Here is a 21,693-nt window from a genome sequence, read left to right as displayed (position 1 = left end):
TTTTGGTTAAATCACCATCTCCACTGCTAAGTTCTACTGATTTAGCTGTTAGATTGTTTAGCGGGCGAGAGATTTGTGCTCTTACAAATATTAAAGAAAAAATCACTATAAATAAAGCAATAAGAATGCTAACAATTATAAAATTAATCATATTTTTAAGGCTTTGTTCTTCTGTATCTTTTGAAACTTTTTCTATTGATGTTTTACTAATAGTTTCCCAAGATAACCAAGTCATATAATAAAGACCACTTACTTTATCTTTTCCTGTGTAAGAAAGTTTCTCCATTACCTTATTAGTATTTGCGTCTTCATAAAAATATCTTACATAACCATCATTATTATCTGCACTCTTAATCATTTCTTGCACAAAATACATGCCTTTTGCATCTTTTTCATTTAATTTGTTACTATCTTGCCAAGAAGATGATGGGTGATAATAGATATTTCCATCTTTATCAAAAACTGTGTAATAGCTATTTGCTCTACCAAATCTAACTTTTGGTAAAAATTCTTTCAAGTCATTTTTAAAAGCAACTAAATCATTATTATTTTTATGCTTTTCATAAATTGCACTTGAGTATCTCATAACACTTTCTACTAAAGCTTTTACTTGCTGTTTTTTAGCTGTTAAGATTTCATCTTCAACCGTTTTTTTAGTATAGTTTGTTGCATTTGAATCATAATAATTATGCATAGAAACTAAAACTATCGAATTTAACAAAACTGCTATTAATGAAAATAAAGCGATTTTAGTTGATAATTTCATTGACCTTCCTTAATTAATAATTTTAATCATTTAGGATTGTAGGCAAATGAGCTTAAAACTTACTTTATTTTATATGTTTTCTTAAAATTAATTATTAATTTAAAAATTATATTTATTTTTAATTTTTTATATCTTTATTATTTATTTAAATATTAAAAAAATAAATAAATAAACTTATAAAATAATGTAATAAGCTTTATTTAAATTTTAAAATATTTTTATATATCTTAGTGGATTAATAATGCTTTTGATTTTTGATTAGATATTATTTTTCGTAGCTAATTTCATCTATAAAAAGATTTCTAATGCCATAAATTTTACTTAATATAACATCGCTATTTTTAACGCTTCTTAGATTGCTTCCTGCATCTATTGTAGTGATTGCAACTTTGCCTACAACGATTCTGCTTTCTTTACCGCTATTATAATTTTTAATACCCCATAGATTATGCAAGATATATATTTTATCGTTAAACTCACCAAGATATAAAACAATATGACCTTTAAGAGCTAGTAAGCTTGCAAAAGGAATTGCGTGTGTTTTTATGTATTTATATTTTTCTTTATTGTTTAATTTGCCTATGTTTATGAAATTTGACCTATTTAAATAGTCTTTTTGCATTATTTGATCTTGCGAATTTCTTTTTAAATATATACCAAAACTTCCAAAAACATCTTTTAAAAACGCCGAGCAATCTCTATTGCCATTCATTCCGCCCCAACCATAATTTTGACCTATTAATTCATTAGCAATATTTTTTAAATCCTTGCTTGAAAAACTTGAACCTAGCTTAAAAAAATCTTCTTTATTAACCTTAATTTCTACTAATTTTGCTTGATTATTTATGCCTTTTTTAAATGCTTTTATAGTGTAGTAATTAGCACTTTCTTTACTAAGTGCTAAGAGCATTCCTATTCTTGCATATTCAACAAAATCATTATTTTTATCAATTAAAGGGATTTTGTCTTTTTTAGGGCTTATGTAATCTTGTGAGCTTTTTAAAGCATTTAAATCATCATCACTAATAAAAGCGATATTTTTATCTTCAACAAAGCCAACTATAAAACTATTATAAATAAAACTCCAACCAAAATCTTTGCTAAAATGACTAATCTTAACAGGCGTATAAGCATAAATGAAAGAATTTTGTAAATAATCAAACGGATAGCCTTCACCTGCAAGATTTGGATTTTTAAATCTTGGTTTTTTAGTTGGTAATAGCCTTACATTGCTTGAATGTATGATGATTGCGTTTTTAAAAACCGAATTCAAATTCTTAAAATCAGCATTGTTAATTAACTGCTTTAAAAACTCTTTATCATAAGGTTGATAATTTTCTGAATATGATTTTTCATTTAGCAAATTATTTGCAAATTCGTTCATATTAATATTAGTCTTTTCATCGCTCCACGCACTAAAAAAGTTATTTAAATAATCATCTTTTAGCTTAGCAGAAATATCATCATTAATATAAAAATCCTTGCTCTCATAATCGCTTAAATCTTGCGATGGCAAGATAAAATCATCATTATAAGCACAAGACGAAAAGAATAAAATAAAAAGAAAAAATATATAATTTTTCATATAAACTTAACTAATATTGCTCCTATAAATTTGTTTTCTTCATAAGCTTCAACTCTATAAATCTTTGCTGCTTTATCCACTGAATACTGCTTTTGCATATTTTTAAGCTCAAGCTTTATATTATCTTCACTGCCCTTACCATTAAAACCTATGATATTAATTCTTACATTTTCTTGTTTTTTTACTAAAAAGTCTTTTTTTACTTCAATTAATTTAGCAAATTCCGTGCTTATTTCTTTTCCATCTACGACTAAATCTAATTTATTTATAATATCGCTATATTCAACATTTTTTTCTAAATATAATTTAGTTTGAAATCTGTTTCCATACTGCACTACATAGCCATTATCATTTTTACTTTTAAAAATAGCTGTTAATTCATTACTTGCTTTGTAATTAAAAGGTAACTTTATAGGAACGAAATTTATTCTATCTCTTGGCTTTTGCAAGCTTAGTAAAAAGCGATTTTCTAAATTAATCAAAATCGGTTTTTCAATTGCATTTCTTACTTCTTTTGGATTTAGCTCAAAACAACGCTCAAACTCAATTCCAGCAGCTTCTAAATAGCTTTCAATCGCAAGTAAATGATAATAAACTCTTTCATGGGTTAAAAGATTTTTACTAGCTTCATTTGCATAAGCGGCTTTTCCTTGAGTAATAGCATAATAAGTAAGGCTTTTTAGCATTTCTTCATCGCCTTTTGCTGTGTTTGTATTTTTTAAATGATAGCTGTGAAGTTTATGAAGTAGTTTTTTGTTTATATTCTCACATGCTTTATCAGCAATTTCATTTAAATTGCCATATTTAGCATCAATTACTTCTTGATCTATTATGCAAGAATTTCCCCATTTTTTAGGGTTTTTATCTTTGTTTATATAATGTGGAGAATAATAGCCACTACCATCATGAAGATTTATAATTAGCTTTATTTCTGGCATTGTGATTATTTTTTTGATTAATGCAACGGTGTAATAATCAGGATCATTTTCGCTAAGTTCAGCAAATTTGCGATTTAAGTCTCCAAATTCTCCACGACTTCTAGCAATAATAGAATCAAATGCTAGATTTGGCACTACAATTACTTTTCCTTTTTTAATTTTATAATCAGTTAAAAGCAAGCTTGCAGCATGAAATCCCCCTGGCTCATCTCCTTGTATTCCACCAAAGATTAAAACCGTATTATCACAAACCTTATCGCACTCTCCAAGAGTATTTATAGTAAAATTAAGTGCAAATAAATTTATACTTAAAAAGACTAAAAAAATCCTAAGCATTCACAAACTCTCTTGTTAATTTATCTAAGCTAAATACATCATCAATAGTATTTATTTTAGCGTCGCTAAATTTATCAAGAGCTTTAAATACCGCATTGCTAATATCATAGAATTTACATTCATCTTTTAAATATTTATAAACAAATTCTTCATTAGCAGCATTTATAATCACTCCTAAATCAGGATTATTCAATAAATCATTTTTTAGTTTAAAAATAGGATATTTGTTAGGATTTATTTCAAAAAATTCTAATTTTGCTAATTTTAAAATATCAATATATTCACAAGCTTGAAATTCACTTTCTCCTAAAAGCGCATTTGCAATGCTAAGCTTCATATCAGGCACGCTAAAATAAGCACTCATAGCACCATTTACACTTTCACAAAATGCGTGAATGCTTGAGCTTGGCTCAATTATTGCATCTAATTCTATATTTGGATATAAATGTTTAGCTTCTACTAATTCATAAAGCTTATTTGTCATTGTTGCACTATCAATAGTAATTTTTGCCCCCATATCCCAATTAGGATGCTTTAAGGCTTCATTTGCTTTTAGGTTTGCAACTTCGTTATATTTAAAAAACGCTCCACCACTAGCTGTAATAGTAAGCTTTTTAGGGTGTTTGACGCCCCTTAAAAGTGCTGCTAATGCACTATGTTCGCTATCAATAGGAGAAATACTAAGACAATCTAAAAACTTACCAGCTACAACCAAGCTTTCTTTATTTGCTAGGAATAATTTTTTATCTAATTCTTGAGTTTTTAAAGATATTTTTAGCCCTGCAAAGCCTACAATTGCATTAATAATTCCATCGCTTTTTAAATCTTCCATAACAAATAAAGCATCTTTGATTGAATATTTATTAGAATGATTTACCTTATCTAATATCTCATCACTTGCTAAAACTATTTTTGGATTAAACATTTTTATTTGTTCGTTTAATAATTCATAGTTTTTATAAGCACTTATACATTCAAGCTTAATATCTGCTTGTTTTATGATTTTTAGGGCATTTACACCGATTGAGCCTGTTGAGCCAAAAAGACTTACGATTTCTGGTTTCATAATATCACCACCATTATAATACTTGCAAAAATTAAAGCATCAACTCTATCTAAAACCCCACCATGACCAGGGAAAAGCTCTCCGCTATCTTTTACTCCTGCAAGGCGTTTTAAATAGCTTTCAAATAAATCGCCAAACACAGCAAAAAATGCCATTAAAAATGTAACAAATAAGCTTTCTAAAACTCCTAAATTAATCACAAAATATGAATAAATTGAAGAAACAATAGTGCTAATTAAAACCCCACCTACAACACCTTCTAAAGTCTTTTTAGGAGAGCTTGGACTAAAGCTAGTTTTTCCATATTTTTTACCTACAAAATATGCAAAACTATCGCACAATACAACGCTTAAAAGTAATAATATAAAACCACTTAATCCAAATCTTAAATAACATTCAAATATAAACGCAATCCCTAAACTAGCATATAAAAAAGGTAAAAGTGCTTTTAAATCTTTTTGCTTATACGCTATGTAAGATGCAAAAACAATAATTGCAAATATCATTGACATTACAGGCGTTTGAGTAAATATACTCATTATTAAACCAAAAGCTAAAACCAAATAATTAGCTTCAGTTTTAAATAATTTACAAGCTTCTAAATAACCAATAACACTAGCTAATAAAAACACAATTAGCCATAAATAATATGAATTTATAGCAAGAAAAATTATTGCAAAAATTGCAAAAATTAAACCTGTTTTTACTTTTTCATTAAGCATTTAAACTCCTTTAAACCAACTTATCAAATATTTTATTTTCTTTAATTTCTTCTTCGCAATCTTCATCTTCTTCTATTTCTATACCAAAGAAATTAGCTTTTTTATGCTCTTTTTTAGGGCGTTCTTGAAAAGATTTTTCTTCATCTAAATCAGTGCTAGTTTTTGCACTTTCGCTACTTTCTTCTATCACTTTTACTTCAGGAGTAACCAAAGTTATTTGCTCATCTGCAAACATTTTTGCGTTATGTTTTGCTAGATTATCAATTGCTACGCCTTGATTTTGATTTATATAATTTATATTTCCTATACCACTAACACTCATAAAAAAACCTTTATAGTATCGTAATTAACGTAATTTACGTAAGCTTTTTCAATAATTTTTACATTTGCTCTTTTTGTAAAATCTACTAAAAAATTACCATCTTTTTTACCTGAATAACAAGCACAAAGACTTGCTGCATGATAAATTAAGTCTATATCGTAATTTTTTTTGTTACTTGAGATTATTACATGTGAGCCTTTTAAATCCTTTAAATGAAACCACAAATCATCTTTTTTGCTATTTTTTAGCAAATATTCATTTGCATTTTCATTAAGCCCAACGCTTATTTTATAATCATTTACATAAAAATTAAGAACATTTGGATTTTGCTCATTTTTACCTTTTTTATTTTGCTTAGCAAAAAGTGAGCGTAAAAATACCTCATCTTTAGTGCAAATTATTGCTTGAAGTTGATTTTGCAAAATCTCTATTTTTTCATTTAAATTATCTTTTTCTATGCTTATATTTTTTGCTTTTTGGCTTAATTTTTTAGCATTTTTATAAATATTATTTAGTTCATATCTAGCAGAATTTATTAAATTATATTTATAAATTCCTATTTCAAATTCTCTTTCGTAATCTTTGATTTTATATAGATTTTCTTTTAAAGCATCGCCTTTTGCGTATTCGTATTTTGCTTTTTGCTCTAAAATCTCTTCATCTTCTAAAGAAGAAATTAATATTTGTAATTTTTCTATTTTTTTATTTATTTCTAAGATTTTTTGAGCTTTTAATGAGTTTAATTTCTCATTTTGAAGTTTATTAAAAATATTTGCAAAATATTCTTGAAAATCAATAATTTTTATATTTTTTTCAGTGATTTTTGTGGGTTCTAAATCAATATAAGGCTCGTTTTGTAAAATATCTCTAAGATTATTTTTACCATATCTTAAAGCACTTATTATATTTCTTTTATCATCTAAAATTAGTGCGTTTGTAAATTTACCAGAAAACTCAAGCACCAAATAAAACTCTAATCTTTTATAAGCATGTGCTAAAGCTAGTTTAAATTCTAAAATTCTATTATTAGTAGGCACATTTATATCTAAAATAGCAGCATTAAAAAGCATTTTTTTAAGCTGTAAATCAAAGGGGCTATTATAATCTTTAGCATATAAATTACCACTATAAATTGCACTTTTGCCTTTTGTTAAATCAAAATATAATTTTTCTTTAAACTCAATACATAAACAATTATCATTAATTCTATAAGCACGATTTATTTTTTTATACTGCTTTAAATAGTCCTTAATTTGCACTAAATCATAATAATTCATTTTTAATCCTTTTTTTAATTTTAACGGCTAAAATTAATAAAACTAGAAAAAAGGGAAAATTATGACTTTAACAGAACAAATATTTGCTCATCACATAGGTCGTGATGTAAAAGCAGGAGAAATAATTGATTGTCCGATTGATATGGTAATAGGAAACGATATTACAACTCCAATTTCAATCAAACAATTTAAAAAGAGTGGTGCTACAAAATTAGCTAATCCTGACGGCTTTGCAATAGTGCTAGATCACTACATTCCTGCTAAAGACATCTTAAGTGCAAATCAAGCAAAAATTAGTAGAGATTTTGCAAAAGAACATAATTTAAAATATCTTTTTGATGAAAAAAATATGGGAATTGAGCACGCGCTTTTACCTGAAAATGGACTTATTAGCCCAGGTGATGTAATAATCGGAGCAGATAGCCATACCTGTACGCATGGAGCTTTAGGAGCATTTGCTACTGGAATGGGAAGCACTGATTTAGCATATGCAATGATAACTGGTAAAAACTGGTTTAAAGTGCCAAGTGCAATTAAAGTGCAATTTCGTGGGAAATTAAAGCCTTGGGTATATGGAAAAGACTTAATATTAGAAATTATTAGAATTTTAGGCGTTGATGGAGCACTTTACAAGTCATTAGAGTTTTTTGGAATTGAAGAGCTTGATATGGATAGCCGCTTTAGCTTATGCAATATGGCTATTGAAGCAGGTGCAAAGAATGGAATATGTGCTGTTGATGATACTACAAGAGAGTTTTTAAACTCAGTTCCGTTAAAAAGAAAGGGTGTAGAGTTTAGCCATTTACCTAATGCTGTTTATGAAAGAGTGATTGAAATTGATTTAGATAAACTTGATCCTGTGGTAGCTTACCCATTCTTACCAAGTAATGGAAAAAGTATCAAACAAGCTGTAAGCGAAAAGGTTAAAATTGATCAAGCATTCGTAGGCTCATGCACAAATGGAAGGCTAAATGATTTAAGAATTGCAGCAAATATTTTAAAAGGTAAAAAAGTTCATAGCGATGTTAGAATGATTATAACTCCAGCAACAACCAAAATTGCTTTACAAGCTCAAAAAGAAGGCTTGATGGATATATTTGCTGAAGCAGGTGCAGTAGTTAGTAATCCAACTTGTGGTGCATGTCTTGGTGGATATATGGGGATTTTAGCTGATGGTGAGCGTTGTATATCTACTACAAATAGAAATTTCGTAGGTCGTATGGGTGCAAGAACTTCTGAAGTTTATCTTGCAAATAGTGCAATAGCAGCCGCAAGTGCAATCAAAGGCTATATCTGTTCTCCTGATGAGCTTTAAAAATAGTGTTTGCCTAATTTTAGGCGGTGGAAAATCAAGCCGAATGGGGCAAGATAAGGCTAATTTACGCTTTAATTATAAAAAGCGTGAAATTAGCCTAATTAATTATTTATATGAAAAGTTAAATCCTTTGTTTAATGAAATTTATTTTTGTGCTAAAACTAAGCCAAATGATTTAAAATGCAAGTTTTTAAAAGATGAATACGAATACTTTCATCCTATCAATGGTTTAAAGACTTTTGCAAAAAATGAAATTCCTAATTCAAATTCCGTTTTCGTAATCGCAGTAGATTTTGTAAATATTAAAAAAAGTGCTATAAAAAGGCTTTATTATAAGCATAAAAAACACAAAACTTCAGTGGTTGCAAAAAGCATTAAAACTCACTTTTTATGTGGATTTTATAAAAAAAGTGATTTTATATATTTAAACGAATTTAATGAAAATTGCAAGATAAAGGATTTTTTTAATAAAACTAAGGCTAATACTTTAAGTTTTAAAAATGATGAAACTTTTTTAAATATGAATACAAAAAGCGATTTTCAAAAGTTCTTAAAAAGTAATAAATATTAAACAAAATATGGTATAAATAAGCCTTTTTTCATGGAGAGTTTGGCCTACTGGTGTAGCCCTAAGACTTCAAATCTTGTGGTGGGGTAGTTGACTATTCTGCGGGGGGTTCGATTCCCTCACTCTCTAGCCAGTGTAATATATAGTTGAATTTAAGAATTTAAAGTAGGAAAAATTGAGTAAAGTAAGAATTGTTAATAATTTTGAATACATAATCAAAGCTACGGTATTAATAATATGTCTTGTGCATGTTATATACATGATTAGCTTTAGCTTGACAGGTCTTTATTTTTTATTGCCTGTTGTTACTGCTCAATTAGTTATTTCAATAATAGTTGCTTATTTTGTATTTGTTAAAAACAAAGGCATAGGATTAGCAGTATTTTACGCTCATTTTGATATTTTATTTTCTTGTTGTTATTGTACTTTTATGCTTGGTTGGGGATATGGCTTTACTATGATTATAGTGCTTTTACTATCCTTAGCATACTTGCAAAATTTTAATACCTTTTTAGTTCCAATAGGCATTTGTTTAATTGAAGCTACTGCGTTTTTTGTTATGCTATATCTTACAAAAGATACACCAAATTACCCAAGTCCTTTTATGCCTTATATAAATATTGCAAACTTTTTATTCATGGTAATTACATTACTTGCTTATATTTGGCTAAACGATAGAGAAAATTTAAAGATAATCAAACAGCTAGATGATAGAAAAGAATATCTACAATATAAAGCAGAAAACGATTATCTAACAACTCTTTTAAATCGTCGTGCGATGAATGATATTTTAGATGAGAAATTAGAGAATTTAAAAGATAAAACAATCAATTCTTTATCGGTTGCAATAGGTGATTTAGATAATTTTAAACATTTAAACGATACTTATGGTCATAGCTTTGGAGATTTGGTATTAAAAAAAGTTTCACAAGTCTTTAAAAAAGAATACGATTTAAATCCAAATATTTTCGTAGCTCGTTGGGGTGGAGAAGAATTTTTAATTTTATTTGTTAATTATTCTTATGATGAAACCTATGCTTTATTAGAAAATACTAGAAAAATGATAGAAAAATTAGAAATAAAAGATGAGCTAAATAGCACAAATGTAAGTATTTCTATGGGTTTTAGCTATTCAAACAATGTTTATAATAAAGATTTACTCATTACAAAAGCAGATTCAGCATTATATATAGCTAAAGATTCAGGTAAAAACAGAGTAAAATCAGTAAAGTTGGGTTAAATGATAATATTAAATAATGAAGATACTGCGATAATAGGAAAAGTAGGTGGATATATCTTAGCAATATTTTCCTTTTTATATCTAACACTCTCTATGTTTTTTGGATACACCGGACATATTATGCCTATGTGTGTGAATTTGTTTTTATCATTTATTTATATTTGTTTTTTTATTAGAAGACATACAATAAATGTTAATAATATAGCTTATGTAATTCACTATGTTTGTGTGATATATGCTGTATTTATGGTCTATTATTTTGGTTGGAGTTTTGGAGCACAATATTATCTGATACCTTGCATAGCCTTTTGTTATGTAGGAAAATTTGAAAACAAAAGAACTATTTATTCAATAGCTATTTTAGAAAGTATTATTTTTGAATTATTATATTTTTTCATGGAAGTTCAGCAATTTTCATTATCTAATGAACTTATCGTGTTTGGTAAAAATATAAATGGAGTTTTTTATATCATACATAGTTTTATTGCTTGTGTAACAATAATTTTAGTAATGTATTTTGTAAAAGTAAAAGCTTATAAAACAATAGAACAAAAAGAAAATATAAATGAAGCATTAAGCATAAACGCATCAACCGATCCTTTAACATATTTATTAAATCGTTGGGCTTTTATGGAAAAAGTTCATTTGATTAAATATAAAAAACCTTTTCATTTTGCAATCATTGATATAGATTTTTTTAAAAAAGTAAATGATACTTACGGACACAGCATAGGCGATGAAGTATTAAGAACAACAGCTAGTTGTATTAAATTAAATTTTAGCAAATACACTGACATGATGGCTAGATGGGGTGGAGAAGAATTTTTAGTATTTGCTTTAGGCTGTTCTAACGAAGAATTTTATGAAGCTTGTAATAAATTTAGACTTGATTTAAATAATTCTAAATTTTGCGGTGATGATTTCCAAGTTAGTGCAAGTATAGGATGTCTACATATAGACAATGATTTTTCTTATGTTGATTTTGACAAATATATTAAAGAAGTAGATGATTTATTATATAAAGCAAAGAATTCTGGAAGAAATAGAATAGTATCAAAAAGCACTTAAAATGAATGAAATTAGAAAAATAGATAATATTAAGCAAATCGTTAAGGTTACAATGGTTTTATTAACCTTAACACACACAACTTATGGGATAATATTTTATTTTTTAGATATTCAAATAATGGCTACGGTAAAGATTATAGAAGCAATTGTGGCTTTAATATTTACAATAATTACTTTTAAATTTGATAAATTTCATAATATTGCAGTTTATTTTACACACCTTTCAATTCTAATATCTTGTTCAATTTGTACTTATATATTAGGTCAAGGATATGGCTTTTTAATCGTTATGATGACAATACTATCGCTTGGTTATATTCATGATTTTAGAAATTCAAGATACCCTTTTATTATAGGTGCTTTTGAAGTAATTCTAGTATTAGTAATCTTATGTGTTACTAAAGATATTCCAAATTATGAAAGCCAGTATCAAACATTTTTTTATGTTTTTAATATTGTTAATATGGCTTTAGTTGTTATATTTTATTCAAGCTATACAAATAGCATTGATGAAAACGAAGCTAGAAATCTTGAAAAAGAAAATCTTAAATTACAAAATAAAGCTGATTATGATTATTTAACTAATATCTTAAATCGTCGTGCAATGAATGAAATATTAAAAACTTATCATAGTTATTTTCAAAAAGATCAAATCCGTTCAATGGCTATTGTCTTAGGCGATATTGATAATTTTAAAAGCCTAAATGATGAGTGCGGACACAATTTTGGAGATATTGTTTTAAAAAATACAGCAAAAATAATTAAAGACAAATTAGCAAAAAAACAATCTCATTATGTTTCAAGATGGGGTGGAGAAGAGTTTTTAATATTTATAACAGGTTCTGGAATAGATGAGTGTGAAGAATTAATTGATGATATAAGAAATGAATTTTCTAATTTTACACATAAAGATGGCTACAATGCTAGAAAAACCACAATTACATTTGGAATATGCTATTCTTTAAGAGTTGAAAGTATTGATTATATGCTATCACAAGCAGATAATGCACTATATCAAGGCAAAAAGAGTGGCAAAAATAAAGTAGAAACCATAGTTTTAGGACAAATATGATTAATTTTTTAAAAAGAAAAGAAGAGTTAATTAAAGTATTACAAGTAGAAAAAATTATAAAATCTCTTTTGGTATTTAATTTAGTTTATGCTTTAATTATGCTGATTAATGATATACCTTACTTATTTTTATCATATTTTATGCTATCAGGATTATTTTTAATATCCTTAGTTTTTGTAAAAAGCAATAATTTTAATGCTTGTGTTGCTGTGACTTTTTTTGCTGCTGTTGTATTTTCATCAAGTTCTATTTATTATCTTGGTTGGGGATATGGATTTGAATATTATATTTTACCAATGATTACATATTGCTATATAGGAATTTATTCAAGAAGATGGATGGTTTATGTAATAGCAACCTTATCTTTAACATATTACCTAACTATGTATTATTTATTTTGTATAGAAAATTATTCTTTAGAAGTCCCACTTCATCTATTTAAAGATGATTCTAAATTTATTTTTAAATGCATCAATGCCTTTTTGGTTTGCTCTATTTTTATATTAGTATCAAATGTCTTAAGAAAACAAATATATATTGAATTAGAAAATAGACAAAGCTTAAACAAAAAGTTAGACAAAAGTGCTAATTTTGATTATCTTACAAAACTTATGAATAGATGGTGTTTTCTTGATAATCTTGAAGATTTAGTTATTAGCGATAGAGTTGGTATAGCTTTAATTGATATAGATTTTTTTAAAAAAGTAAATGATAATTACGGACACAGCATAGGTGATGAAGTATTAAAAAATTGCGCAAATCTTATGAGAAAGCATTTTGGAGAACATACAGAATTAATTTGTAGGTGGGGTGGAGAAGAATTTTTAGTATTAGCCTACAATGTATCAGAATATGATTTTGAAAATACTTGCGAAAACTTTAGAGTAGAATACGGCAATTCTACATTTTCAGTTGAAGGGCTTAAATCAAGCGTTAGCATAGGTTTTGTCTATGTAGAGAGCAGTTTTGCAAGCAATATTTTAGATGAATATATTACAAAAGTTGATAAATGCTTATACGAAGCAAAAAATACAGGAAGAAATAAAATTATTAAAAACATAATATAATTTAAGCAAAAATTAATTTTATTAAGATAATATACAGCTTTTATTTTTAGATGCGTTCATAGCTCAGCTGGATAGAGCAACGGCCTTCTAAGCCGTAGGTCAGAGGTTCGAATCCTCTTGGGCGTACCACTTAGCGGATGTGGTGAAATTGGCAGACACGCCAGACTTAGGATCTGGTGCAGCAATGCGTGGAGGTTCAAGTCCTCTCATCCGCACCACTTCTGATTCCGATTTCAAATTCTGTTACCAAAAGTTACAATTTAACATAAAATTAACATTCTTTTTTTGCATAAAACTTGAAAATATAGTAACATTGAAGCTTTTATTTTCTTAAAAGGAGCTTTAATGGTAGAAAACCAACAAATTAAGCGAAATGGATTTGAAAAAATCTTACACAAAATTGAAGTATTAGGAAATAAACTACCTGATATTACAATTTTATTTTTGATTGCATTTTTTATTGTAATGCTTTTAAGTTTTGCTTTAAGCTTTATTGATTTTTCTTATGTTCACCCAGTAAGTCACGAAAAAATAGTAGTGAAAAATATGTTTGAAATGCATAATTTAACTGAACTTATCGTAAGATTAGGCGTTAACTTTATAACATTTCCTGCTTTACAATTAGTTTTAGTTGCAACTTTGGGTGTAAGTATTGCCGAAGGAAGTGGGTATATTAGAGCTTTACTTATCAAAATGATAGGAATTGTTCCAAAAAACATTGTTGTTCCTGTTGTTATAATTATTTCTATAATTTGCCACATAGTTTCTGATAGTGCTTATGTATTCTTAATGCCAATTGCAGCTGCTATGTATTATAGTGCGGGTCGCCATCCAATAGCTGGAATTACAACTTCATTTGCTGCTTTAGCAGGTGGATTTAGTGCTTGTTATATTCCAAGTGTTGTTGATCCATTAATGCAAGAATTTACTCAAAAAGCTGCAAGAACGATTGATCCTAGCATTGATATAAACGTTTTATGTAATTATTTTTTAAGTGTTTTTTCAACCTTTAGTGTAATTGCTGCATGTTGGTTTGTAAGTAGCAAAATAATTGAGCCTATGCTTAATAAAACTATGCCTATTGATAGTGATTGCAAAATTGCACATTTAGAAAACGAAAAGCTTACAAGTATTGAAAACAAAGCTTATTGGGGTGCAACTTTAACATTTATATTTATGGCTGTTGTTTTATTTGTTGTATCTATTCCAGAAAACTCAGTTATGCGTGGAAGCAACGGCTCACTTACTAGTGCTGATGCTGCTTTAATGAAAGCTATTGTTCCTTTAGTATTCTTGTTCTTAGCAATTCCTGGTTATGTATATGGAAAAATAAGTGGCTCAATCAAAACTTCAAGTGATTTATCAAAAATGGCTGCAAGTAGTTTAAATACTCTAACAACATTTATAGTATTTTGCTTTGTTTGTGGGCAATTTTTATATGTATTTAATACATCAAACCTTTCAACATTATTGGCAATTTCAGGTGCTGAATTATTAAAGAGTATGAATATGCCTTCAGTTTTCACCGTTTTAGGGGTTATTATATTTACAAGCTTTTTAAATATATTTGTTACATCGGCAACTTCAAAATGGGCAATTTTGAGCGTAATTTTCGTTCCTATGCTAATGCTTTTAGGAATTAGTCCAGAGCTTACTCAAGCAGCATATAGAACAAGTGATAGTGCGGTAAACGTTATGACACCGATGTTTCCATTCTATCCATTAGTTATAAGCTATTGCCAAAAATACTACAAAAAAACCGGAGTTGGAACGCTAAGCTCATTAATGCTACCTTTTGGTATTGCGTTATGGATTGCACTTGTAGGAAGCTTATTTATATTCTGGGCTTTAGGTATTCCATTAGGATTTGAATCTACATATACTTATGATTTTAAAGGCTAAGTTATGTTAGTTGAAGATTTTTTAAGATATGTAAAGATTTCGTCACAAAGTGACGCTAGTAAGAGTAATACTCCTACTAGCCAAGGTCAATTAGAACTTGCAAAGGTATTAAAAAGCGAATTAGAAAGCTTAGGACTTAGTGAGATAAAGCTTAATGATAATGGCATTTTAACGGCTCTTTTAGAAGGTGATAAAAGTAAAACTAGCTTAGGCTTTGTAGCCCACCTTGATACTATTGATGTAGGACTTAGCCCTATTGTAAAACCTCAAATATTAAAATTTGAAGGCAAAGATTTAGACTTAGGAAATGCTATCTTAGAAGTTAGCAAACGCCCTGAGATTAAGCAATACTTAAACGAAGATATAATTTTTAGCGATGGCTCATCTGTTTTAGGTGCTGATAACAAGGCTGCAATTGCTGTTATAATGAACCTTGTAAAGACTCTTAAAACAAGCGAAATAAATCATCCTGATATTTTCTTAGCTTTTGTTCCTGATGAAGAAATAGGACTTTTAGGCTCAAAACAGCTTAATTTAGATGATTTTAGAACAACTCATCCTTATACGATTGATTGCTGCGAAGTTGGAGAGCTAATGTATGAGACATTTAACGCTGCTAGCGCAAAGCTTAATATTGTTGGAGTATCAGCTCATCCTATGAATGCTTATAAGGTTATGTTAAATCCAACCTTGTTAGCAAATGAGTTTATAAATCTTTTTGATAGATTACAAACTCCTGAAAATACAAAAGATAAAGAAGGCTATATTTGGATAAATGAAATGCATTCAAACCAAAATGAAGCTAATGTTTATTTAAATATAAGAGATCATGATAAAGAGAAATTTGAAGAAAAAAAGGCTTTCATTAAAACTTGCGTTGAGTTTATGCAAAATAAATACAAAAAAGCAAGCTTTACATTAGAAATGAGCGATACTTATTACAACCTAAAAGATGCTTTAAATGATAACAATAAAGATAGTTTAGATAAATTATACGAAGCTTTTAAAATGTCAAATGTTGAAGCAAAAACAATTGCAATGCGTGGTGGAACAGATGGAAGTGCTTTAAGTGTTAAAGGGCTTTTCACTCCGAACTTTTTCACAGGAGCGCATAATTTTCATTCAAGATTTGAATTTTTACCCGTAAAATCACTTGAAAAATCTTACGAAGTAGCATTAAACCTAGTAAAGCTATATTCAAAATAAGAATTTGAAATAGGAATTTAAACCCTATTTCAACTTCAATCACTCACATAAATTATAAATATTTATACATAAAGGAGTTTTTATGAAATATATAGTTTGTTTATTATTAATATGTAGTAGTTTATTTGCCTTTAGCGATGAAGAACTAATAAAACAATTACCACAAAATATACAAGTTAACGCAAAGAAAAATTATATAGATAAAGGAATGAAAGTTCCACTTATAGAAAACTACAGAAAATATGGTAAAGCAAATCAAAGTATAAAAGATTATCACGAAACAATCATAAATAATCTTCAAGCTATAAAAATACCTTTAAGCGAAAGTAATATAAAAAAATATTTCAATACCACTAAAGGTTATACACCTTTTACTGCCGATTATATGCGTAAAGAAACAGAACAAATTGATTTATTATCTAATTTTAGAGAAGAATATTTTAAATATGTAGATGAAGTAGCACCTACAGGAGAAAGAATATTAAGCCGAGATGAGTGGCTAGAAAAAAGAGCTTATAGGTTAGAGAATTTAGGTTCAAAATTGCAAAGTTATTATGCAATGCTTAATGCAGTAGATACCAAACAAAGCTATGAGAAAAACGCAAAAGAGCTAGGACTTGAACTAACAAAAGAAAGTTTTATAAATACAATGCTATCATCTCATTTTAACGAATATGAATTAAATAAAAATAACGATAATGAAACAATAGTAAAAGACAAAGCTTTAGGGCTTAGTGCAAATGTAGGCGATATAGAAAGCTTTAATTACTACACCTTAAAGGCATTTGTTTTAAACTATCTAGCGAGTATTTTAGGGCTTATAATAGGCATAATTCTATGTGTAAAATATAAGCACAAAGCATTAGTATATATAAGCCCTTTAGTATTATTTGCTTTAGGTTTAGTGATTGATTATTTTGTAATCGGAATAAAATTACTTAAATATGTGTAAGAAAACATAATTGCATAAATTTCATTAAAATTTAAATTACATATTTATAAAAACACAATGTGTTTTTACAAGATAATTTCTAATTCCTATTTCAAATTCTATTATTCCAAATCAGATAAAAATAACCTTTTAACTTACTTATAACATAAGTTAATTAAAATGTTCCCTTATTATTTTACAAAGGAGAAATTATGGCAATTTCAAGAAGAACTTTTCTTAAAGGTTCAGCAGTTGCAGCAGGTGCAATCTCTAGCCCTATAAGTGCTGCTACAAACTTTTATGATATTAAAAAAATCCCACACGCTACACATTTTGGTGCATTTACCGCAGATGTAAATAGCGAAGGACAAGTAATAAACCTTACTCCACACGAAAGCGACAAAAATCCAAGCGTAATTACAAAAGCTATTATTGATAGAACATATTCTGATACAAGAATTAAATATCCTTGCGTTAGAAAAAGCTTCTTAGAAGGTAAAAATCGCCCAGATTTAAGAGGTCGTGAGCCTTTCGTTCGTGTAACTTGGGAAAAAGCACTTGACTTGCTTTATAAAAAATTAAAAGAAACAAAACCTGAAAATATCTTCAACGCTAGTTATGGTGGCTGGGGTCATGTTGGCTTACTACACAACTGCAACGCAGTAGCAGGTAGATTTTTTAACACCGTTTTAGGCGGAGCAATAGGCACTGATGGCGAATATAGTAACGGAGCAGCTGGTAGAGTAAATACTGCTATCGCAGGTGATTTAGAAGTTTATAGCCTACAAACAAACTATGAGCAAATGATTAAAAATTGCGAAGTTTATGTAATGTGGGGTTGCGATATTTATAAAGATAATCAAATAGATTATAAAGTAGCAAATCGTGAAAACGATGAGTGGCTTAAAAAATACGCAGCATCAAATATTAAGTTCATAAACATTGACCCACAATACACAAAAGCTGCAGAAATCACAAAAGCAGAATGGATAAAAATCGTTCCAAATACTGACGTAGCAATGATTTTAGGAATGTGCCATTATCTATATAAGAGCGGAAAATATGATAAAGATTTCATAGCAAAATATACAGATGGATTTGATAAGTTTTTACCATATTTATTAGGAAAAACTGATGGTATTGAAAAAACTCCTGAATGGGCTGCAAAAATTTGCGGTATTGATGCAGCAAAAATCAAAGAACTTTGTAATTTATTCGTTAGCAAAAGAACATTCCTAGCGGGTAACTGGGCAAATCAAAGAGCACATCACGGAGAACAAGCTGACTGGGCTATAATAACTCTTGCTTGCATGATAGGACAAGTTGGACTTGCTGGTGGTGGATTTGGATTTTCTATGCATTATTGCTCAGCTGGTGGAGCGTTTAGTGGTGCATTACTTCCTGTTGGTCTTCCACAAGGAAAAAATAATATTAATATAAATATTCCTGCAAGCCGTGTAAGTGAAGCGATTTTAAATCCAAATAAAACTATTAATTTTAAAGGTAAAACATTCACATATCCAGAAATTAAAATGTTCTATGTTGCAGGTGCAAGTGTTCTAGGACATCACCCAAATACAAATGAATTAATTTATGCTTTAAGAAAGCTTGATACCGTAGTAGTTCATGAACCATGGTGGACTCCGATGGCAAAAATGGCTGATATAGTAATCCCTGCTACAACTACACTTGAGCGTGATGATATAAGCTTTGGTGGTTCATACTCACAAGATTGGGTTTATGCTATGAAAAAAGTAATCGAGCCTGTATATGAAAGCCGCAATGATTACGATGTATTCTACGAATTAGCAAAGAGATTTGGCGAAAGAGAATTAGCTAAATTTAGCGGTGGTAAAAAAGATCATTTAGAATGGATTAGAAGCTTTTATGAAAAAAGCGATTGTATAAACGAAATGGAATTTGATGAATTCTGGGAAAAAGGCTCACTTCACTTTAAAGCTCCAAAAGAAGCTTATGAATATGTTCGCCACGCTGATTTTAGAAAAGATCCAGTAAACAACAAACTAGCAACAGAAAGTGGAAAATTCCAAATCTATTCACAAAAATTTGCTGATTATAACTTACCTGATTTCAAAGGTCATGTAACTTGGTTTGAACCAGCTGAGTATTTAGGAAATAAAGATTTAAGCAAAAAATTCCCATTCCACTTACTAAGCCCACACCCAAGATATAGAATCCACTCTCAACTTGATAACACTTGGATAAGAGATTTATACAAAATCCAAGGTCGTGAGCCAGTAGTAATTAATACAGAAGATGCTAAAAAACTTGACATTAAACACGGAGAGGTTGTAGAAGTTTATAACAATCGTGGAAGATTACTTGCAGGTGCTTATGTAAGTGATAATATTAGAAGTGGCGTTATAGCTATTCAAGAAGGTGCTTGGTATGATCCAGAAGATGACAAAGACAACGCAAGATGTAATCAAGGTCATGTGAATGTGCTAACATCTTCAAGACCAACTTCGCAAATGGCACAAGCAACAAGCGTAAATACATGCTTAGTAGCTATTAAAAAACTTGATGCTAACGAAGTGGTAAAACCATATAAAAACATAACACCACCAACTATTATAGGAGCGTAAAAAATGAAAAAAATTATAGGACTTAGTTTAGCAGCTGCATCATTATTTGCTTATCAACCTGATTATAAGCAAATATTTTTACCAACTCCTGCAAAAACAGAAGCGGTAAAGCAAGTTTTTGCAAAAGATGTAAGATTTATCTTAGATGAAAAAACAGCAATGCTAGATGATAATAAAAAAGAAATAGGAACAATTTTTGAAGGCACTCAAGTAAAATTACTAGAAACTAAAGGCGATTTAAGTAAAGTTAGCGTTGCAGGTGAAGTTGTAGGAGATAAATTAGCTTTTAGTAAAGATGGAGAATTTATTTACCTAGTTAGCAAAAGCGCTAAGCCTGAAATGAGCTTTTGGGTAAAATCTAGCTCTTTAACAAGCGATAAAGATGCAGCATTTGAAGGCGTTGAAGTATTTTATTATGATTCATGCACGAGTTGTCACGCAGCTCATGCTCCTAGCGAACACGCACTTGATGAGTGGGACGCATATTTAGGTGCAATGCAAATGAATGCAAAAATCACTGACGAGCAAAAAGATAGAATATTACGCTACATGCAAGCACATTCAAGCAATGGTGCATTTAAATAAAACTTATAGGAATTTCTTTTGAAATTCCTATTTCAAATTCTTGTGAATTTTAAAAGAATTTGAAATAGGAATTAAGATTTTTGTAATATATCCGATTTAAAGCAATAAGCATTAAGGAAATTTTATGAAAATAGACATCTCGCAAGTAAAAAACGCTCCAATAGCTAACAAAAGCGATATAAAAAGCAAAGAATTAAGCACTCTTGATATAAATAAATTAAATGCAAGTATTACTTCACATTCTTTTAGCTTTAAGACAAATAAAGAACAAGATTACAATGTATTTTTTAAATTTGATGAGAGCAATATCGGAGTAAAGCTTAGCGAAAGCAATATAAATAGATTAAAAGACTTTTTTAGCGAAGATAATTTCATTGATACTAGCAAAGGCATTATTTTAGATAAAGATGCAGCAGGATATGTCGCTGGTTGGTTTAGTGATGTAGCGTATAAAAGAAACTATCTTGCAGCTGATAAAGATAACGATGGAGAAATTACGGCTTTAGAGGCTTGGGATTTATTTGATTTAGTCAATGTAAATTATGAAGTAGCACAAGATAAAAATAAAGAATATTTTTTAAAGGCAACAAATATAGATGAAACTTATGTTTCAAATAGAATAGCAAATAGTATTGAAGGCAAATCTGATTTAAGCAAAGCATTGGATATTGTGATAAATTGGGACAAAGACTTAGATGGTAAGGTAACAGCAAGTGAGTATTGGAACACTGATAAGGATTATTTAGATGAGTTTGGGATTGCATACTATGAAGATAATCAGCCTTTTATGAGTATTCCACATATAAAAGCTGATGTTGATATAGCAGAAGAAGAAATTAAAAGAGTAAAAGAACAAGTCAAACTAAATAATATAATTGAAAAACTTAAAAAATCACAATCTTTAGATAATAACGAAAAAGAAATATTACAAAAATTTAATATCCAAAATATAAGCAATGAATTAAAAATAAGCGAAGATAAATTAAAGGATTTGATTAGTAGCGATAAATTAAAAGATTTTATATCTTATACGAAAGACTTTATAAATGAACTTAGCGAAACAAAATTACTTGATATAAAAGTATAATTCCGATTTCAAATTCCTTGCAAATTTTAAAAGA

At 28.7% G+C, this 21,693-nt stretch carries 19 protein-coding genes and 3 tRNA genes; 15 read left to right on the top strand and 7 right to left on the bottom strand.

The window, feature by feature from the left end:
- The 7 genes from AC1B00_RS04950 to AC1B00_RS04920 form a co-directional block, all read right to left on the bottom strand.
- Positions 1-766, bottom strand: a 766-nt coding sequence (locus AC1B00_RS04950) for a cache domain-containing protein (protein ID WP_488848464.1), incomplete at its 3' end; no start/stop codon positions are given.
- A gap of 265 nt (positions 767-1,031) precedes the next feature.
- A complete protein-coding gene (locus AC1B00_RS04945; protein ID WP_488848462.1) occupies positions 1,032-2,351 on the bottom strand; it encodes an SH3 domain-containing protein in 1,320 nt (439 codons plus the stop codon).
- Positions 2,348-3,625 (bottom strand): M99 family carboxypeptidase catalytic domain-containing protein, encoded by a 1,278-nt coding sequence (locus AC1B00_RS04940; RefSeq protein ID WP_488848460.1) that lies wholly within the window; start codon positions 3,623-3,625, stop codon positions 2,348-2,350. The genes AC1B00_RS04945 and AC1B00_RS04940 overlap by 4 nt, the downstream gene beginning before the upstream one ends.
- The gene (locus AC1B00_RS04935) at positions 3,618-4,691 is read right to left on the bottom strand and encodes a 1-deoxy-D-xylulose-5-phosphate reductoisomerase (protein WP_336610968.1); all 1,074 of its coding nucleotides are present in this window, start codon (positions 4,689-4,691) and stop codon (positions 3,618-3,620) included. The genes AC1B00_RS04940 and AC1B00_RS04935 overlap by 8 nt, the downstream gene beginning before the upstream one ends.
- Entirely contained in the window at positions 4,688-5,413 is a 726-nt protein-coding gene (locus AC1B00_RS04930) for a phosphatidate cytidylyltransferase (RefSeq protein WP_239817342.1), read from the bottom strand. The genes AC1B00_RS04935 and AC1B00_RS04930 overlap by 4 nt, the downstream gene beginning before the upstream one ends.
- Before the next feature lie 10 nt (positions 5,414-5,423).
- Positions 5,424-5,735, bottom strand: a complete 312-nt coding sequence (locus AC1B00_RS04925) for a hypothetical protein (RefSeq protein ID WP_239817343.1) — start codon at positions 5,733-5,735, stop codon at positions 5,424-5,426.
- On the bottom strand, positions 5,732-7,012 hold the full coding sequence (locus tag AC1B00_RS04920; protein ID WP_336610969.1) for an NFACT RNA binding domain-containing protein: 1,281 nt from the start codon (positions 7,010-7,012) through the stop codon (positions 5,732-5,734). Before AC1B00_RS04920 ends, AC1B00_RS04925 begins: the two co-directional genes overlap by 4 nt.
- A 61-nt stretch (positions 7,013-7,073) precedes the next feature.
- Between AC1B00_RS04920 and AC1B00_RS04915 the strand changes: the two genes are divergently transcribed.
- From AC1B00_RS04915 to AC1B00_RS04845, 15 genes are all read left to right on the top strand, one after another.
- A complete protein-coding gene (locus AC1B00_RS04915) occupies positions 7,074-8,327 on the top strand; it encodes a 3-isopropylmalate dehydratase large subunit (RefSeq protein WP_488848455.1) in 1,254 nt (417 codons plus the stop codon).
- A complete protein-coding gene (locus tag AC1B00_RS04910) occupies positions 8,317-8,898 on the top strand; it encodes a molybdenum cofactor guanylyltransferase (protein ID WP_488848453.1) in 582 nt (193 codons plus the stop codon). The genes AC1B00_RS04915 and AC1B00_RS04910 overlap by 11 nt, the downstream gene beginning before the upstream one ends.
- Positions 8,899-8,929: 31 nt before the next feature.
- A tRNA-Sec gene (locus AC1B00_RS04905) sits at positions 8,930-9,028 on the top strand.
- A gap of 42 nt (positions 9,029-9,070) precedes the next feature.
- Positions 9,071-10,135 carry a GGDEF domain-containing protein gene (locus AC1B00_RS04900; RefSeq protein WP_488848450.1) on the top strand — a complete coding sequence of 355 codons (1,065 nt, stop codon included), beginning with the start codon at positions 9,071-9,073 and terminating at the stop codon, positions 10,133-10,135.
- A complete protein-coding gene (locus AC1B00_RS04895) occupies positions 10,136-11,203 on the top strand; it encodes a GGDEF domain-containing protein (protein WP_488848448.1) in 1,068 nt (355 codons plus the stop codon).
- 1 nt (position 11,204) lies between these two features.
- Positions 11,205-12,275, top strand: coding sequence for a GGDEF domain-containing protein (locus tag AC1B00_RS04890; RefSeq protein ID WP_488848445.1), 1,071 nt, complete (start codon positions 11,205-11,207; stop codon positions 12,273-12,275).
- A complete protein-coding gene (locus AC1B00_RS04885) occupies positions 12,272-13,342 on the top strand; it encodes a GGDEF domain-containing protein (RefSeq protein ID WP_488848442.1) in 1,071 nt (356 codons plus the stop codon). The genes AC1B00_RS04890 and AC1B00_RS04885 overlap by 4 nt, the downstream gene beginning before the upstream one ends.
- 52 nt (positions 13,343-13,394) lie before the next feature.
- Positions 13,395-13,471 (top strand) — tRNA-Arg (locus AC1B00_RS04880).
- 4 nt (positions 13,472-13,475) lie between these two features.
- A tRNA-Leu gene (locus AC1B00_RS04875) sits at positions 13,476-13,560 on the top strand.
- 127 nt (positions 13,561-13,687) lie between these two features.
- Positions 13,688-15,244, top strand: coding sequence for an AbgT family transporter (locus AC1B00_RS04870; RefSeq protein WP_488848440.1), 1,557 nt, complete (start codon positions 13,688-13,690; stop codon positions 15,242-15,244).
- Between the two features lie 3 nt (positions 15,245-15,247).
- Positions 15,248-16,450: a peptidase T gene (gene pepT, locus AC1B00_RS04865; protein ID WP_488848439.1), complete on the top strand. Its 1,203-nt coding sequence runs from the start codon at positions 15,248-15,250 to the stop codon at positions 16,448-16,450.
- Positions 16,451-16,532: 82 nt separating this feature from the next.
- The gene (locus tag AC1B00_RS04860; RefSeq protein WP_488848437.1) at positions 16,533-17,402 is read left to right on the top strand and encodes a hypothetical protein; all 870 of its coding nucleotides are present in this window, start codon (positions 16,533-16,535) and stop codon (positions 17,400-17,402) included.
- A gap of 191 nt (positions 17,403-17,593) precedes the next feature.
- Positions 17,594-19,987, top strand: a complete 2,394-nt coding sequence (locus AC1B00_RS04855; RefSeq protein ID WP_488848435.1) for a molybdopterin-dependent oxidoreductase — start codon at positions 17,594-17,596, stop codon at positions 19,985-19,987.
- A gap of 3 nt (positions 19,988-19,990) precedes the next feature.
- Positions 19,991-20,572, top strand: coding sequence for a hypothetical protein (locus tag AC1B00_RS04850; protein WP_488848433.1), 582 nt, complete (start codon positions 19,991-19,993; stop codon positions 20,570-20,572).
- 124 nt (positions 20,573-20,696) lie between these two features.
- Positions 20,697-21,659, top strand: coding sequence for a hypothetical protein (locus tag AC1B00_RS04845; RefSeq protein ID WP_488848431.1), 963 nt, complete (start codon positions 20,697-20,699; stop codon positions 21,657-21,659).
- The last annotated feature ends 34 nt before the right edge of the window (positions 21,660-21,693 follow it).

The sequence above is a fragment of the Campylobacter sp. DY7 genome (assembly GCF_057802535.1).
The sequence above is the reverse complement of the archived record's forward strand: the minus strand, read 5'-3'. Positions and strand labels throughout refer to the sequence as shown.